The sequence below is a fragment of the Streptomyces sp. CB02056 genome (assembly GCF_001905545.1).
Lineage (GTDB): Bacteria > Actinomycetota > Actinomycetes > Streptomycetales > Streptomycetaceae > Kitasatospora.
The window spans coordinates 637,400-653,092 of sequence record NZ_LIPD01000002.1; the positions used below are offsets into that span (position 1 = coordinate 637,400).

At 73.5% G+C, this 15,693-nt stretch carries 10 protein-coding genes; 9 read left to right on the plus strand and 1 reads right to left on the minus strand.

Features of this window, described 5'->3' with window-relative positions:
- The first annotated feature begins 294 nt into the window (after positions 1-294).
- The 6 genes from AMK13_RS06800 to AMK13_RS06820 all read left to right on the plus strand — a co-directional run bounded on the left by AMK13_RS06800 (position 295) and on the right by AMK13_RS06820 (position 9,694).
- Positions 295-2,148 (plus strand): acetolactate synthase large subunit, encoded by a 1,854-nt coding sequence (locus tag AMK13_RS06800; protein ID WP_049657944.1) that lies wholly within the window; start codon positions 295-297, stop codon positions 2,146-2,148.
- A 32-nt stretch (positions 2,149-2,180) separates the two neighbouring features.
- Positions 2,181-2,705, plus strand: a complete 525-nt coding sequence (gene ilvN / locus AMK13_RS06805) for an acetolactate synthase small subunit (protein WP_049657946.1) — start codon at positions 2,181-2,183, stop codon at positions 2,703-2,705.
- 110 nt (positions 2,706-2,815) lie between these two features.
- Positions 2,816-3,814 (plus strand): ketol-acid reductoisomerase, encoded by a 999-nt coding sequence (gene ilvC, locus AMK13_RS06810; RefSeq protein ID WP_049657948.1) that lies wholly within the window; start codon positions 2,816-2,818, stop codon positions 3,812-3,814.
- A 243-nt stretch (positions 3,815-4,057) separates the two neighbouring features.
- On the plus strand, positions 4,058-5,644 hold the full coding sequence (gene serA, locus AMK13_RS06815) for a phosphoglycerate dehydrogenase (protein WP_049657950.1): 1,587 nt from the start codon (positions 4,058-4,060) through the stop codon (positions 5,642-5,644).
- Positions 5,645-5,939: 295 nt separating this feature from the next.
- The gene (locus AMK13_RS44015; RefSeq protein WP_198959322.1) at positions 5,940-6,101 is read left to right on the plus strand and encodes a hypothetical protein; all 162 of its coding nucleotides are present in this window, start codon (positions 5,940-5,942) and stop codon (positions 6,099-6,101) included.
- Positions 6,102-6,340: 239 nt separating this feature from the next.
- The gene (locus AMK13_RS06820) at positions 6,341-9,694 is read left to right on the plus strand and encodes a S8 family serine peptidase (protein WP_074001497.1); all 3,354 of its coding nucleotides are present in this window, start codon (positions 6,341-6,343) and stop codon (positions 9,692-9,694) included.
- A gap of 48 nt (positions 9,695-9,742) precedes the next feature.
- Here the strand turns inward: AMK13_RS06820 and AMK13_RS06825 are convergent, their stop codons facing one another.
- Positions 9,743-12,256 (minus strand): YfhO family protein, encoded by a 2,514-nt coding sequence (locus AMK13_RS06825; protein WP_074001498.1) that lies wholly within the window; start codon positions 12,254-12,256, stop codon positions 9,743-9,745.
- Between the two features lie 208 nt (positions 12,257-12,464).
- Here AMK13_RS06825 and AMK13_RS06830 point away from each other — a divergent pair, with 208 nt between their 5' ends.
- The 3 genes from AMK13_RS06830 to AMK13_RS06840 all read left to right on the plus strand — a co-directional run bounded on the left by AMK13_RS06830 (position 12,465) and on the right by AMK13_RS06840 (position 15,435).
- Positions 12,465-13,028 (plus strand): Uma2 family endonuclease, encoded by a 564-nt coding sequence (locus AMK13_RS06830; protein ID WP_074001499.1) that lies wholly within the window; start codon positions 12,465-12,467, stop codon positions 13,026-13,028.
- A 58-nt stretch (positions 13,029-13,086) separates the two neighbouring features.
- Positions 13,087-14,124, plus strand: coding sequence for a 3-isopropylmalate dehydrogenase (locus AMK13_RS06835; RefSeq protein ID WP_074001500.1), 1,038 nt, complete (start codon positions 13,087-13,089; stop codon positions 14,122-14,124).
- 198 nt (positions 14,125-14,322) lie between these two features.
- Entirely contained in the window at positions 14,323-15,435 is a 1,113-nt protein-coding gene (locus AMK13_RS06840; RefSeq protein WP_074001501.1) for a branched-chain amino acid aminotransferase, read from the plus strand.
- Positions 15,436-15,693 lie beyond the last annotated feature (258 nt).

Genomic DNA, 15,693 nt, shown 5'->3' on the forward strand with positions numbered 1-15,693 from the left:
CGCACCCGAATTCTCGTACTTGGCGGGCGCGTCGGCTGAGTGGGCTCGTACGCCCTGCTCGTGACAGACCGACGCGCCACCCCTCGCATGCCCTTGGGCACGAGGGGTTTTTTGTTGCACTGACGCTGTTCCACCTCCGCAAGACCCCTGGCCTCGACCGCCCTGGCCCGTCCGATCCGTCGGACCGAGCGGGACGATTGAGGCAGAGCCGGCGCTCGACCCGGACCGGGACCCCACCCTCGCAGCACGGGGCCCGCAGCACCGGGTCGGCAAAACCCGAGAAGAGACAGGCAGATGACCGAGCACGCCGCATCCCCCCGCCGCGGGGACAACCCGGCCGCCAACGCTCCCGCTCCCCAGCACGTCGTCGAGACCATGACCGGCGCCCAGTCGCTCATCCGCTCCCTCGAGGCCGTGGGCGCGGACACCGTCTTCGGCATCCCGGGCGGCGCCATCCTTCCCGCGTACGACCCCCTGATGGACTCCGTCAAGGTGCGCCACATCCTGGTCCGGCACGAGCAGGGCGCCGGCCACGCCGCCACCGGCTACGCCCAGGCCACCGGCCGGGTCGGGGTCTGCATGGCGACCTCGGGTCCGGGTGCGACCAACCTGGTCACCCCGATCGCCGACGCCTACATGGACTCGGTGCCCGTCGTCGCGATCACCGGCCAGGTCTCCTCCAAGGCGATCGGCACCGACGCCTTCCAGGAGGCGGACATCTGCGGTATCACGATGCCGATCACCAAGCACAACTACCTGGTCACCGACCCGGCCGAGATCCCCCGGGTGATCGCCGAGGCCTTCCACATCGCCGCCACCGGCCGCCCCGGCCCGGTCCTGGTCGACATCGCCAAGGACGCGCTCCAGGCGACCACCACCTTCCGCTGGCCGGTCGAGACCGCGCTGCCCGGCTACCGCCCGGTGACCAAGCCGCACGCCAAGCAGATCCGCGAGGCCGCGAAGATGCTGGTCGGCGCCAAGCGGCCGGTGCTGTACGTCGGCGGCGGCGTGCTCAAGGCGCGGGCCACCGCCGAGCTGCGGATCCTCGCCGAGCTGACCGGCGCCCCGGTGGTCACCACCCTGATGGCGCTCGGCGCGTTCCCGGACAGCCACCCGCAGCACCTGGGCATGCCCGGCATGCACGGCTCCGTCCCCGCCGTCACCGCGCTCCAGAAGTCCGACCTGCTGTTCACCCTCGGCGCCCGCTTCGACGACCGCGTCACCGGCAAGCTGGACGGCTTCGCCCCCAACGCCAAGGTCGTCCACGCCGACATCGACCCGGCCGAGATCGGCAAGAACCGCCCGGCGGACGTGCCGATCGTCGGCGACGCCCGCGAGGTGCTCGCCGACCTGATCGTCGCCGTCCAGGCCGAGTTCGACGCCGGCCACAAGGGCGACTACACCGAGTGGTGGGAGCGGCTCGACGAGTGGAAGAAGACCTACCCGCTCGGCTACGAGCCGGCCCCGGAGGGGCGGCTCTCGCCGCAGCAGGTCATCGAGCGGATCGGGACGCTGGTCGGCCCCGAGGCGATCTACGCCGCGGGCGTGGGCCAGCACCAGATGTGGAGCTCGCAGTTCATCCGGTTCGAGAAGCCGGGCACCTGGCTCAACTCGGGCGGCGCCGGGACGATGGGCTACGCCGTCCCCGCGGCGATGGGCGCCAAGGCCGGCCGCCCGGAGAGCGCGGTCTGGGCCATCGACGGCGACGGCTGCTTCCAGATGACCAACCAGGAACTGGTCACCTGCGCCCTGAACGACATCCCGATCAAGGTCGCGGTCATCAACAACGGCTCGCTGGGCATGGTCCGGCAGTGGCAGACGCTGTTCTACAACCAGCGCTACTCCAACACCGTGCTGCACTCCGGCCCCGGCCACGACGGCATCGAGCCGCCGGCCCAGGGCACCCGGATCCCCGACTTCGTCAAGCTGTCCGAGGCGATGGGCTGCGTGGGCCTGCGCTGCGAGCGCCCCGAGGACCTCGACGCGGTCATCCGGCAGGCGATGGAGATCAACGACCGCCCGGTCGTCATCGACTTCATCGTCCACCAGGACGCCATGGTCTGGCCGATGGTCGCGGCCGGCACCAGCAACGACGAGATCCAGTTCGCCAAGGGCGTGCGCCCCGACTTCGGCGACGACCTCGACTGATGTCCCCCTCTCCAGAACGACTGAGGAATCCCATGTCCAAGCACACCCTCTCCGTCCTGGTCGAGAACAAGCCCGGCGTGCTCGCCCGCATCGCCGCCCTGTTCTCCCGTCGGGGTTTCAACATCGACTCCCTCGCCGTCGGCTCGACCGAGCATCCGGATGTGTCCCGGATGACGATCGTGGTCAACGTCGAGGACCTCCCGCTGGAACAGGTCACCAAGCAGCTCAACAAGCTCGTGAACGTGATAAAGATCGTCGAACTCGACCAGTCCGCTGCGATCCAGCGGGAACTGGTCCTGGTGAAGGTCCGCGCCGACAACGAGACCCGGTCGCAGATCGTCGAGATCGTCCAGCTGTTCCGTGCCAAGACCGTCGACGTGTCGCCGGAAGCGGTGACCATCGAGGCCACCGGCAGCTCGGACAAGCTGGAGGCCATGCTCCGGATGCTGGAGCCTTACGGCATCAAGGAGTTGGTCCAGTCCGGCCTGGTCGCCATCGGCCGCGGCGCGCGCTCCATCACGGACCGCTCGCTGCGCGCCCTGGACCGCAGCGCGTGAACAGCGCGCCTCCGCGTCTCAATCCCTGAAGCAAAGACCCACACCACACCGCGTGCGCATACGGTGAACACCGCGTACCCGGACCCCATCACGCAAGGAGATGTGCCCCCGTGGCCGAGCTGTTCTACGAAGACGACGCCGACCTGTCCATCATCCAGGGCCGCAAGGTCGCGGTCATCGGCTACGGCAGCCAGGGCCACGCCCACGCGCTGTCGCTGCGCGACTCCGGCGCCGACGTCCGGGTCGGCCTGAAGCCGGAGTCCAAGTCCCGTGCCAAGGCGGAGGAGGCCGGCCTGCGCGTCGTCACCCCGGCCGAGGCGGCGGCCGAGGCCGACGTCATCATGATCCTGGTCCCGGACCCGATCCAGGCAGACGTCTACGAGGCCGACATCGCCCCGCACCTGAAGGCCGGCGACGCCCTGTTCTTCGGCCACGGCCTGAACATCCGCTTCGGCTTCATCAAGCCCCCGGCGGACGTCGACGTCTGCATGGTCGCCCCGAAGGGCCCGGGCCACCTGGTCCGCCGCCAGTACGAGGAGGGCCGCGGCGTCCCCGCGATCGTCGCGGTCGAGCAGGACGCCTCGGGCAAGGCCTTCGAGCTGGCGCTGTCCTACGCCAAGGGCCTGGGCGCCACCAAGGCCGGCGTCATCAAGACCACCTTCACCGAGGAGACCGAGACCGACCTGTTCGGTGAGCAGGCCGTCCTCTGCGGTGGCACCGCCGCCCTGGTGAAGGCCGGGTTCGAGACCCTGGTCGAGGCCGGCTACCAGCCGGAGATCGCCTACTTCGAGTGCCTGCACGAGCTGAAGCTCATCGTCGACCTGATGTACGAGGGCGGCCTGGAGAAGATGCGCTGGTCGGTCTCCGAGACCGCCGAGTGGGGCGACTACGTCACCGGCCCGCGGATCATCACCGCGGACACCAAGGCCGCGATGAAGCAGGTCCTCGCCGAGATCCAGGACGGCACCTTCGCCAACACCTGGATCGCCGAGTACAAGGCGGGCCTGCCCAAGTACAACGAGTACAAGAAGGCCGACGAGGACCACCTGCTGGAGACCACCGGCAAGAAGCTGCGCTCGCTGATGAGCTGGGTCAACGAGAACGCCTGACCCCTTCCGGGCCGTTTCCCCGGCCCCGAATTTGTAACGTCCTTGTACAAGTAGGCTGCTCTCGTCCGGGTGATTTCGCCGGACGGGAGCAGCCCGCTACCCAGCCCGTCGATACACTCCGAGTGCGCGTCAGGCCCACAGCGTCGTGCGTCTACCTACGCGGCATGCCACCTTCCCCCGCCCTCCACGCCACCTACGTGCCCGGGGGAACCGGACAGTTAAGGACCCACTGTCGTGAGCACTGTGACCTCCAAAAGCGCTGTCGTACTGATCGCCGAAGAGCTCTCGCCCGCCACCGTCGACGCCCTCGGCCCCGACTTCGAGATCCGCCACTGCAACGGCGCCGACCGCACCGAGCTGCTCACCGCGATCGCCGACGTCGACGCGATCCTGATCCGCTCCGCCACCAAGGTCGACGCCGAGGCGCTGGCCGCCGCCCGCAAGCTCAAGGTGGTCGCCCGGGCCGGCGTCGGCCTGGACAACGTGGACGTCGCCGCCGCCACCAAGGCCGGCGTGATGGTCGTCAACGCGCCGACCTCCAACATCGTCACCGCCGCCGAGCTCGCCTGCGGCCTGCTGATCTCCGTCGCCCGCAACATCGCGCCGGCCAACGCCGCGCTCAAGCAGGGCGAGTGGAAGCGCAACAAGTACACCGGCGTCGAGCTGAGCGAGAAGACCCTCGGCGTCGTCGGCCTCGGCCGGATCGGCGTCCTGGTCGCCCAGCGGATGTCCGCGTTCGGCATGAAGATCGTCGCGTACGACCCCTACATCCAGGCCGCCCGCGCCGCGCAGATGGGCGTCAAGCTGGTCACGCTGGAGGAGCTGCTGGAGGTGTCGGACTTCATCACCGTCCACCTCCCCAAGACCCCGGAGACCATCGGCCTGATCGGCGACGAGGCGCTGCACAAGGTCAAGCCGACCGTCCGCATCGTGAACGCCGCCCGCGGCGGCATCGTCGACGAGGAGGCGCTGGCGAGCGCGCTGCGCGAGGGCCGGGTGGCCGGCGCCGGCCTGGACGTGTACGCCAAGGAGCCGTGCACCGACTCCCCGCTGTTCGCCTTCGACAACGTGGTCGCCACCCCGCACCTGGGCGCCTCCACCGACGAGGCGCAGGAGAAGGCCGGCATCGCGGTCGCCCGCTCGGTGCGCCTCGCGCTGGCCGGCGAGCTGGTGCCGGACGCGGTGAACGTCCAGGGCGGCGTGATCGCCGAGGACGTCCGCCCGGGCCTGCCGCTGGCCGAGAAGCTCGGCCGGATCTTCACCGCGCTGGCCGGCGAGGTGGCCGTCCGCCTCGACGTCGAGGTCCGCGGCGAGATCACCCAGCACGACGTGAAGGTGCTCGAACTGTCCGCGCTGAAGGGCGTGTTCGAGGACGTCGTGGCGGAGACGGTGTCCTACGTCAACGCCCCGCTGTTCGCCCAGGAGCGCGGCGTCGAGGTCCGTCTGACCACCTCCAGCGAGAGCCTCGAGCACCGCAACGTGATCACCGTCCGCGGCACGCTCGGGAACGGCGAGGAGATCGCCATCTCCGGCACGCTGGCCGGCCCCAAGCAGACCCAGAAGATCGTCGGCGTGGACGCCTTCGACGTGGACGTGGCGCTCACCGACCACATGGCCTTCTTCAAGTACGAGGACCGCCCCGGCGTGGTCGGCGTGCTCGGCCGCCACCTCGGCGACGCGGGCATCAACATCGCCGGCATGCAGGTCGCTCGCGACGGCGGCAGCGCGCTGGCCTCCATCACCGTGGACACCGAGATCCCGCAGGAGGTGCTCTCGGCGATCGCCGCCGAGATCGGCGCCCGCTTCGCGCGCTCGGTCGACCTGGGCTGATCCTCCGGCCCCAGGGCCGTCCCGGCAGGGCCCGGACCACCGTTCGACGGTGGTCCGGGCCCTGCTGCGTTCTCCCGGGTGAGACCCGTCTCAGATACTAGGAAATCCAAGTATTCGTGCAGACACGGCCGGGGCGTGGTCGTACCGTGGAAGGGCCGTACGGTGTGCCGCCCCTGTAGCCAGGGCGCGCGGCCCGTGTACGCGTGCGCCTTCACGAGCAGGCGATCCCTGCTCCCGCGCTCCCTTTCCCCTCTTCGCGCTCGCCTTCCGCAGCGCCGCTTCCAAGGAGCCCGGTATGTCGCCGACCGCCGACCGTCACGCCACGTCCGCCCCCGCCGCCGCCCCCGTCCGCGCCCCGCGCCGCCGCCGGGCCGTCGAGCGGAACCCCTTCGCGGCCGCCGCCCTCCAGCGTGCGCTGGACCGCCGGGACAACGGCGGCGTGACCGGCCACCACTGAGCGGCCGGCGCCTCCGGGCCGGGTTGCCCGGCGGTGGCGTTCATCCGTCGAATGGGCCGTACGGGTGCGCCGGATGTCACCCAGTAGAGTGCAACCCCGGTCCGTCCGAGGGAAGTTGCTCGTCCCCGTCGGCGCGATCATCCTAATTTGGGGCCCTCGGAGGGGTGATCGACGTTCGCGTGGGCGAGCGTCAGCGACACGGTGTGCGGATCAGTCCCCCTGCCGGGGGAGAGGGCCCAGTGCGTCTGCCACCCGTCCGCCGACCCGCCGCCCGGATCGGCCTCACCCTGGCCCTGCTGGCCGGAAGCGCCGTCCTCGCCGCCACCCCGGCGGCCGGCGGCCCACCGTCCGCGGGGCCGCCGTCCGCCGGACCGCCGGGGCCGGGCCGAACGGCCTCCGTCCTGCTCGAACTCACCACCGAGGCGGCCGGCTCCGCCTGGCGGCGCGCCGCCGACGGGGCCCGGCGCGCCCAGCGCCCCCCGGAGGCCGTCCGCCGGGAGGCCGCGCGGGCCGGCGCCGCCCAGCGGGCCCGGGCCGGGGACGCGCTCGACCGGCTCGCCGGCGCCGTCCACCGGGCGGCACCCGCCGCCCGCGAGCTCTACCGCACCCGCACCGTGCTCGCCGGCCTCGCGGTCAGCGCGCCCGCCGACCGGCTGCCCGCGCTGCGGGCGCTGCCGGGCGTCCGGGCCGTCCACCCGATCGTCGCCAAACGGCGCGACAACGCCCACTCCGTCCCGCTGACCGGCGCCCCGCAGGTCTGGGCCGGCGACCAGGCGGCCGGCACCGGCCGGGGCACCCGGATCGGGATCATCGACAGCGGCATCGACTACACCCACGCCGACTTCGGCGGCCCCGGCACCGAGGAGGCGTTCCGCTCGGTCGAGCGCGGCAGGCCCGCGCCGCCCGCGCTGTTCCCCAACGCCAAGGTGGTCGGCGGCAAGGACCTGGTCGGCGACGACTACGACCCCGACCCGGCCTCCCCGCACTACCAGCCGGTGCCGCACCCCGGCGACAACCCGATCGACTGCGTGCGCAACGGGCACGGCACCCACGTGGCCGGCACCGCGGCCGGGTACGGCGTCACCGCGGACGGCCACCCGTACACCGGTCCGTACGGGCCCGGGCTGGACCCGGCCGGCTTCCGGATCGGCCCCGGCACCGCCCCGGGCGCGCAGCTGTACGCGATCCGGGTGTTCGGCTGCGACGGCTCCACCGACCGGGTCACCGAGGCGCTCGACCTGGCCGCCGACCCGAACGGCGACGGCGACCTGAGCGACCGGCTGGACGTCGTCAACCTCTCGCTCGGCAGCCACTTCGGCAGCACCGACGACACCGACGCCCTGGCCGCCGACCGGCTCGCCGAGCTCGGCACCGTCGTGATCGCGGCGGCGGGCAACGACGGCGACGTGTACGGCATCGGCGGCAGCCCCGGCACCGCCGCCCGGGCGATCACCGTCGCCGCCTCGGTGCACGGCCACGCCGACGTGGACGGCATCACCGTGCTCGCCCCCGCCGCCCAGGCCGGGGTCGTCCCGGCGCACTGGAGCGAGCGCTACCAGGGCTGGTCCACCGCCGACGTCAGCGGCGAACTCGCCCTGCCCGCCGACCAGTCGGACGGCTGCACCGAGTTCGGCGAGGCCGACCGGCAGCGGCTGAAGGGGCGGATCGCGCTGCTCACCTGGCACACCCGGGAAGCCGACCGGGCCTGCAACTCCGGCCCGCGCGCCGACCACGCCGCCGACGCGGGCGCGATCGGCGCCCTGTACGCCGCCGACTCCGACCACCTCGCCGAGATCTCCGGCGACGACCGGATCCCGGCCGTGCTGCTGGGGCGCGCCGACGGCGAGCGGCTGCGGCAGGCCGCGGCCGCCGGGCCGGTGACGGTCCGGCTCGCCGCGCCCGGCAACCCGCTGCACGGCTCCGTCGCCCAGGACCAGCCGGCCCGGATCGACACCATGACCGACTTCAGCTCGCGCGGCATCGGCGTGCCGGGCGTGGTCAAGCCCGACCTGGCGGCACCCGGCGAGGGCATCTGGTCCAGCCTGGTCGGCAGCGGTACCGGCGGCCAGCGCGAGAGCGGCACCTCGATGGCCGCCCCGCACGTGGCCGGGCTCGCCGCGCTGGTCCGCGCCGCGCACCCGGACTGGCCGGTCGAGCAGGTCAAGGCCGCGCTGATGAACACCACCGAGGACACCTTCCTCGGCGACGAGCACAGCGGGCCGGTCTACGGGCCCGAGCGCACCGGGGCCGGGAGGGTCCGGGTGGACCGGGCGGTCCGCACGCCCGCCGTCGCCTACGCGGCGGGGGAGGGTGCCGTGGAGGGCGGGGTCGGGGTCTCCTTCGGGCCGGTCGAGGTCGGCGGGCCGACGGCGGTGACCCGGGAGATCGAGGTGCGCAACACCTCGAACGCGCCATTGGCGTACCGCACCTCGTACGCGGCCGCCACCCTGCTGCCGGGCGCCTCCTACCAGGTGGCACCGGCCCGGGTGGACGTCCCGGCGGGCGGCACCGCACGGGTACGGGTCACCCTGGCCGTGCCGGGGGAGCTGGGGCGCGCCCCCGACCCGACCATCGACACCGTGCAGGGCGGCCGGGCCCGCAGCTACCGGGGCGAGCTCTCCGGCCGGGTGCTGCTCACCCCGGTCGGTGGCGACGCGCTCCCGCAGCTGCGGATCCCGGTGCTGGCCGCCCCGCGCCCGACCGGCGACCTCACGGCGGCGGCCACCGTCCGCACCGCCCGGGACGGCACCCTGGTCACCCTCGGCGGCCGCGCCGCCCCCGGCGAACAGCCCGGGCTGGTCAGCGCCCTCGCCCTCGGCGGCGAGGGCGAGCGCTGGCCCGACTGCCCGCCCGGCGGCAGCGGCACGGCGGTCGCGCCCGGCGCGGGCCTGCGGCCGAAGGACACCGGGAAGGAGCCGGACCCGGCGGAGGAGGTCTGCGTCGAGCACCCCGGCGAGCGGGCCGCCGGCCTGCGCGCGGCCGGCGCCGCCGTCGACTCCGAACTGCTGTACGTGGGCGCGCAGTTGTGGGCGCCCGCGGCCACCCCGGTGGGGCTGTACGGGGTGCGGGTGGCGCTGGACACCGACGGGGACGGCAGCACCGACGTCATCCTCAAGGCCGACCGGCTGCGCGGTAGCGACGTCCTGGTCTCCCGCGCCCTGGACGCCCGCACCGGGGCCGAACTGGACGTCCAGCCGCTCAACGCCCACTGGGGCGACACCGACACCGGGCTGCTGGACAGCGACGTCCTGGTGCTGCCCGTCCGGCTGAGCGCCCTGCCCGGCGTCGTGCCCGGGCACAGCACCGTCCGCTACGGCGTCTGGACCGGCTACGCCGGGGGCGGGACGCCGGACGTGGCCGAGGCGCTCTCCACCATCGGGCTGAGCGGCACCGGCCCGTCCGTCCCGCTGGACGTCCTGCGGCCGGCGCTCACCGCGCGGGCCGGCCTCACCGGGCCGGCCGCCGTACTGGCCCCGGCGGGCCCGGGCGCCGTCCTCGCCGTACGGCGGGCGGCGGGCGACACCTCGCGGCTCCTGCTGCTGTACCACCGCAACCCGGCCGAGCGGCGGGCCCAGGTGCTCGACCTGCCCTGACCGTCGGGTGGAAGGGGCGGCCCACCGGGACTCCGGCGGGCCGCCCCGTCATGTGCCGGCTTGTGGGCCGGCTTCCGTGCCGGCTTGTGCGTCGGCGCCCAGGGCCGCCCGGCGGCGGTCGCGGCGCGGGACGCGGGTGGGGCGCCGGGAGAGCCGGGCGAAGACCGCCACCAGGGCGAGGACGGCGGCGGTGGCGGAGGTGACGACGAGCCCCTCGGTGAGGCCGGGCGGGCGGAAGGCGCAGGCGACGCGGGAGGCGCCGTCGCCCAGCGGGACGCCGATCATGCCGAGCACCGGGACGGGGGTGAGACGTCGGCCGCCGTCCACCGCGCAGGTCCAGCCCTCGGCGGCCGGCACGGAGAGCAGCGCGGTGCCGGTGGAACCCGCCGGGAGGGTCGCGGTGAGGGTGTGCCCGCCCGCCTCGACCCGGGTGGCGCCGGTCGCGGTGAGCCGGGCGACGGCGGCCTCCAGCGCACCGGCCCGCAGACAGCCGATCGGGCGGGCGGGCACCTGGCTCACCACGTCCGACCGCAGCGTCACCCGGACCACCCCGTCCGCCGGGACGGTCCCCAGCCGGTGGATCGGCACGGCGGTGGTGGGCTGCTCGCCGTCGCTGCGGTAGTCGGTGCCCAGGCCGCTGACCGTGCCCCGGTACCAGACCCCGTGGAAGTAGGCCGTCCCGCCCGGCGTGCAGGCGGCCGTGAACACCGTGCCCTCCCCGCCGGCCGGCACCGACCAGCCGCTGGTGCCGTGCAGGGCCGGCGCCGGCCCGCCCGCCGGGACGGGCAGCGGGGCGTCGTACACCTGGCTGCCGAGCAGCGACTCCTGCCGGGACCAGACCGAGGAGGTCTCCGTCCGGGAGCCCGGCGGCAGCACCGTGACCAGCGGCGGCGCGGCGGCCCGCACCGGGGTGAAGCCGGGCGGCGGGGCGTCGTCGAGGTGGGTGCGGACGCCGAACAGCGCCTGCCCGACCGGGTCGGTGACGCTCGCGGTCTGCCGTCCGCCGGCCGTCCAGCCCGCGCCGAGGTCGTGCAGCAGCAGGGCGGTGACGGTCGGCAGGTAGCTGCTGAAGTAGCCGCCGCCCTGGCCGTTCAGCAGCAGCGGGTCGTTGGGGGTGAAGGCGTGCGGGCCGGGGTCGCTGCGGCCGCGCGGCCAGTCGGCGCCCGCCCGGACGGCCGCGTGCCCGGCCCGGACGGCCGCCGGGGAGACCCCGGAGGAAGGGACCGCGCCGAGCGCCGCGTACCCGGACCAGACGGCGTTGCCCAGCACCGCCCCGCCGATCACCCAGGTGGCGAGGGCGGTCGCCCGCCGGTCGGCGGGCCGGCGGTCCAGCAGCCACAGCGCGGCCGACAGGACGGCGCCGCCGACGGCCAGCAGCACCCAGGTGGCCGGGCGCACCGGGGGCCGGCCCGCCGCCAGGCCGGCGATCACCGCCACCACGGCGGCGCCGCCCAGCACGGTGAGCCGGTCCGGGCGGTGCGCCAGCGAGACCCAGCCCGCCAGCACCAGCAGCCCGCTGAGCACGAAGGCCACCCGGTACGGCCCGCCGGACGGGATCGCCAGGCCGTGCCAGACCAGCACCGTCGGGGTCCAGAGGAAGCCGACCGCCACCAGCACCAGCGCCGCGCACCACAGGGCGCGCTCCCGAGCCCGCACCCGCCGGTTGAACGGCAGCCCGCACACCACCAGCAGCCCGAAGACGCCGATCGCCACGTCCGGCAGCTGCTGCCCGCCGTGGGCCGCGGGCAGCAGCCGGGAGAGGTGGGCGGCGACACCGGACGGGCCCAGCGGCTCGACCGGGGACTCCGGCTGGGCCCGGCCGGTGGCCAGCACCGCGACGAACAGCACGGGGGAGGCGAGCAGCACCCCGGCGGTGGCCGTGGTGACGGCCCGGCCGGTGGCCCGGACCCGGTGGCGCAACGGGAGCGGGGCGGCGAACAGCCGGACGGCGAACAGCAGTCCGGCCGCGAGGGTGGCCAGCGCGGCGGTGTACAGGTTGCCCGTCCAGGCGAGCGCGACGCACAGCGCGCCGGCCACCCAGTGCCGCTCGCGCAGGCACCAGTCGGCGGCCAGGCCGAGCAGGGGCAGCGAGACCAGGCCCCAGAGCCACATCGGGGCGGCCCCGCCGACGTCCAGCACCCAGGCGCACAGCCCGTACCCGACGGCGGCGAACACCCGCAGCCACCGGGGGCCGGGGTGCAGCCGGCCGAGCAGCCGGGCCATCAGGGCGGTGCCCAGGCCGATGGTGGCCAGGGTGACCAGGAGGACGGCGAGCCGGCCCTGGTCGCGGGGGAGGAGCGCGGTGGGCCAGGAGAAGGGGTTCATCAGGTAGGCGAAGAAGTCCGCCAGGAACGGGGCCCCGTAGCCGCTGTTCCAGTTGAACAGCAGGTCCCCGGCGGCCTGCCCGTGCAGCAGGTCCCACAGGTGGGCGTGGTACGGCACGGCGACCGCCTCCGCCCCGGCCGGCCACCGCCCGCGCACCGCCGCCGCCAGCCCGTACCCGCCCATCGCCAGCCCCGCCGCACCCGCGCAGACCAGCCCCTCCCGCCGCCGCCCGCCCATCCGCACCCCGTTCCACACACCTCGCCGGACCCCGCCACCCTAGGGCGTGTCTGACAATTCCCGCCGGGTGCGCGCCAATGGTCAGACACGCCCTAAGCACGCCCCAGGCGCCCCCCGCGTCGCACGCGCTCCCTCGAAGGAGTGGAGTCCTAAGCGGCTCCGCCGAGTAGCCTGAGAGGGCCGCCAGGATGCCTGTATGGGAGGAACCATGAGCATCGCGCCGTACCCCGACTGGATTCGGCCTCCTGCTGGTGGCTACACCGCAGAGGACCTCGACCGGCTGCCTGATCTCCCGCCTCACACCGAGCTGATCGACGGGAGCCTGATCTTCGTGAGTCCGCAGACGAAGTTCCATGTCCGGGCGAAGCGCTTGTTGGAGCGGGGACTGGAAGCGGCGGTCCCGGATGGATGGGAGGTGTGGCCGGAGATGACGGTCACGCTCGACCGTCGGAACCGGCCGGAGCCCGATCTGCTGGTGGTCCACGAGGACTCGGACACCGGCTATCGCCAGACCGGTTTTTCCGCCGAGCACGTCCTACTGGCGGTCGAGGTGGTTTCCGAGGAGTCCCGCGAGCGTGACCGTGAGATCAAGCCGCGTAAGTACGCTGCCGCCGGTATCCGTCATTTCTGGCGCGTTGAGTGTGATGAGGGCCGCCCTGTGGTCTACACGTTCGAGCTTGAGCCGGCGTCCAAGCGGTACTTTCCGACCGGGATCTACCACAAGCAGTTGAAGGTCGATCAGCCGTTCGAGATCGAGATCGACCTGACCTGACCGTCCGCATGGTGGACGCCAGGTGTCAGTACCTGGGACGGCGGAGTAGGGTCCGAGCATGTCTCGCACCATTCGTCTCGCAGTAGTCCCCGGTGACGGCATCGGCCAGGAAGTGGTGGCCGAAGGCCTCAAGGTCCTGGGTGCCGCGCTTCCCGCCGACGTGAAGCTGGAGACCACCGAGTACGACCTCGGGGCCCGGCGCTACCACCGGACCGGGGAGACGCTGCCGGACGACGTCCTGGCCGAGCTGAAGTCGCACGACGCGATCCTGCTGGGCGCCATCGGCGACCCGAGCGTGCCGTCGGGCGTGCTGGAGCGGGGGCTGCTGCTCAAGCTGCGGTTCGCCTTCGACCACCACATCAACCTGCGTCCGGGCCGGCTCTTCCCCGGGGTGTCGTCCCCGCTGGCCGGCCAGTCGGAGATCGACTTCGTGGTCGTCCGCGAGGGCACCGAGGGCCCGTACGTCGGCAACGGCGGCACGCTGCGCACCGGGACGCCGCAGGAGGTGGCCACCGAGGTCAGCCTGAACACCGCGTACGGCATCGAGCGCGTGGTGCGCGACGCCTACCGCCGGGCGCAGGCGCGGCCGCGCAAGAAGCTCACCCTGGTGCACAAGAACAACGTGCTGGTGCACGCCGGGCACCTGTGGACGCGGATCTTCGCCGAGGTCGGCCGGGAGTTCCCCGAGGTCACCACCGACTACCTGCACGTCGACGCGGCGACCATCTTCTTCGTCACCCAGCCGGAGCGGTTCGACGTCATCGTCACCGACAACCTGTTCGGCGACATCCTGACCGACCTGGCCGCCGCCGTCACGGGCGGGATCGGCCTGGCCGCGAGCGGCAACATCAACCCGAGCGGCGAGTTCCCGTCCATGTTCGAGCCGGTGCACGGCTCGGCGCCGGACATCGCCGGCCAGGGCAAGGCCGACCCGACCGCCACCGTGCTGTCGGTCGCGATGCTGCTGGAGCACCTCGGCTTCGCCGCCGAGGCCGCCGCGGTCGAGGCCGCCGTCGCGGCGGACCTGGCCGAGCGCTCGGGCACCCGCGGCACCTCCCAGGTCGGCGACGCGCTCGTCGCCCGAGTAGCCGGCTGACCGGCCGGATCCGAACACACGGTTCCGGCTGACGGGGCCGGACCGCACATCACCGCAGCTTGCAGCTGTTCGGCACGGCCCTCTGGATGCGAGTATCGACAGTGGGCCGTGCCGTTGTGCGTCCATTCCGGTGAAGTTTGCCGAAACGTATCTGCGGCGGTGGCGGCCCGGACCAACCCCACGGTGAAGGAAACAGCCATGAGCACGGCCACCCAGGCGCCCATCACGTTCGACCTCAAGCCCTCCGCCCACCCGCTGCCCGCAGCGGAGCGTGAGGCCCGGCTGGCCAACCCCGGGTTCGGCCGGGTCTTCACCGACCACATGGTCACCATCCGCTGGACCGAGGGCGTGGGCTGGCACGACGCCCAGCTGGTGCCGTACGCGCCGCTGGAGATCGACCCGGCGAACATGACCCTCCACTACGGCCAGGCGATCTTCGAGGGCCTGAAGGCCTACCGCCAGGCCGACGGCTCCATCGCCACCTTCCGCCCGGAGGCCAACGCCGCCCGCTTCCAGGCCTCGGCCCGCCGCCTGGCGATGCCGGAGCTGCCGGTGGAGGCCTTCGTCGAGGCCGTCGAGCTGCTGGTCCGCCAGGAGCGGGACTGGGTGCCGAACGAGCCGGAGCAGAGCCTCTACCTGCGCCCGTTCATGTTCGCCACCGAGGTCGGCCTGGGCGTCCGCCCGGCCAACTCCTACCTCTTCATGATCATCGCCTCGCCGGCCGGCGCCTACTTCCAGGGCGGCATCAAGCCGGTCTCGGTCTGGCTGTCCAAGGAGTACGTCCGGGCCGCCCCCGGCGGCACCGGCGCCGCCAAGTGCGCGGGCAACTACGCGGCCTCGCTGGTCGCCCAGGCCCAGGCCGCCGAGAAGGGCTGCGACCAGGTGGTCTGGCTCGACGCCGCCGAGCACCGGTGGGTCGAGGAGATGGGCGGCATGAACCTGTACTTCGTCTTCGGCGAGGGCAAGGACGCCAGGATCGTCACTCCGGAGCTGTCCGGCGCCCTGCTGCCCGGCATCACCCGCGACTCGCTGCTCCAGCTGGCCTCGGACCTCGGCTACGCCGTCGAGGAGCGCCGGATCTCCACCGACGAGTGGCAGCAGGCCAACGCCGACGGCACCCTCACCGAGGTCTTCGCCTGCGGCACCGCCGCCGTCATCACCCCGGTCGGCTCGGTGAAGTCCGCCGCCGCCGACTGGACCGTCAGCGCCGGCGAGCCCGGCCCGGTCACCATGGAGCTCCGCAAGGCGCTGCTGTCCATCCAGGGCGGCCAGACCCCGGACACCCACCACTGGCTGCACCGGATCGTCTGATCCCGCACCCCGGCCGGCCTGCCCCGTTTCGCATCCCGAGACGGGCGGGCCGGATCGCGGAAGCTGTGCCAGACTGCCAGCGTGTCCTCGCTTTCGCTGATTATTAGCAGCAGGCGCGCCGGTCCGCAGTGACCGCTTCCGCTGGACCCGATGCGGAGCGACCACTAGCGTCCAGACCCGCGCGCAGACCTCTCGCACCCGCGAGGGGTCTTTTTGTTTCTCCCGGACCGGCCGACGGCCCCCACAAGGGGCCCGGGG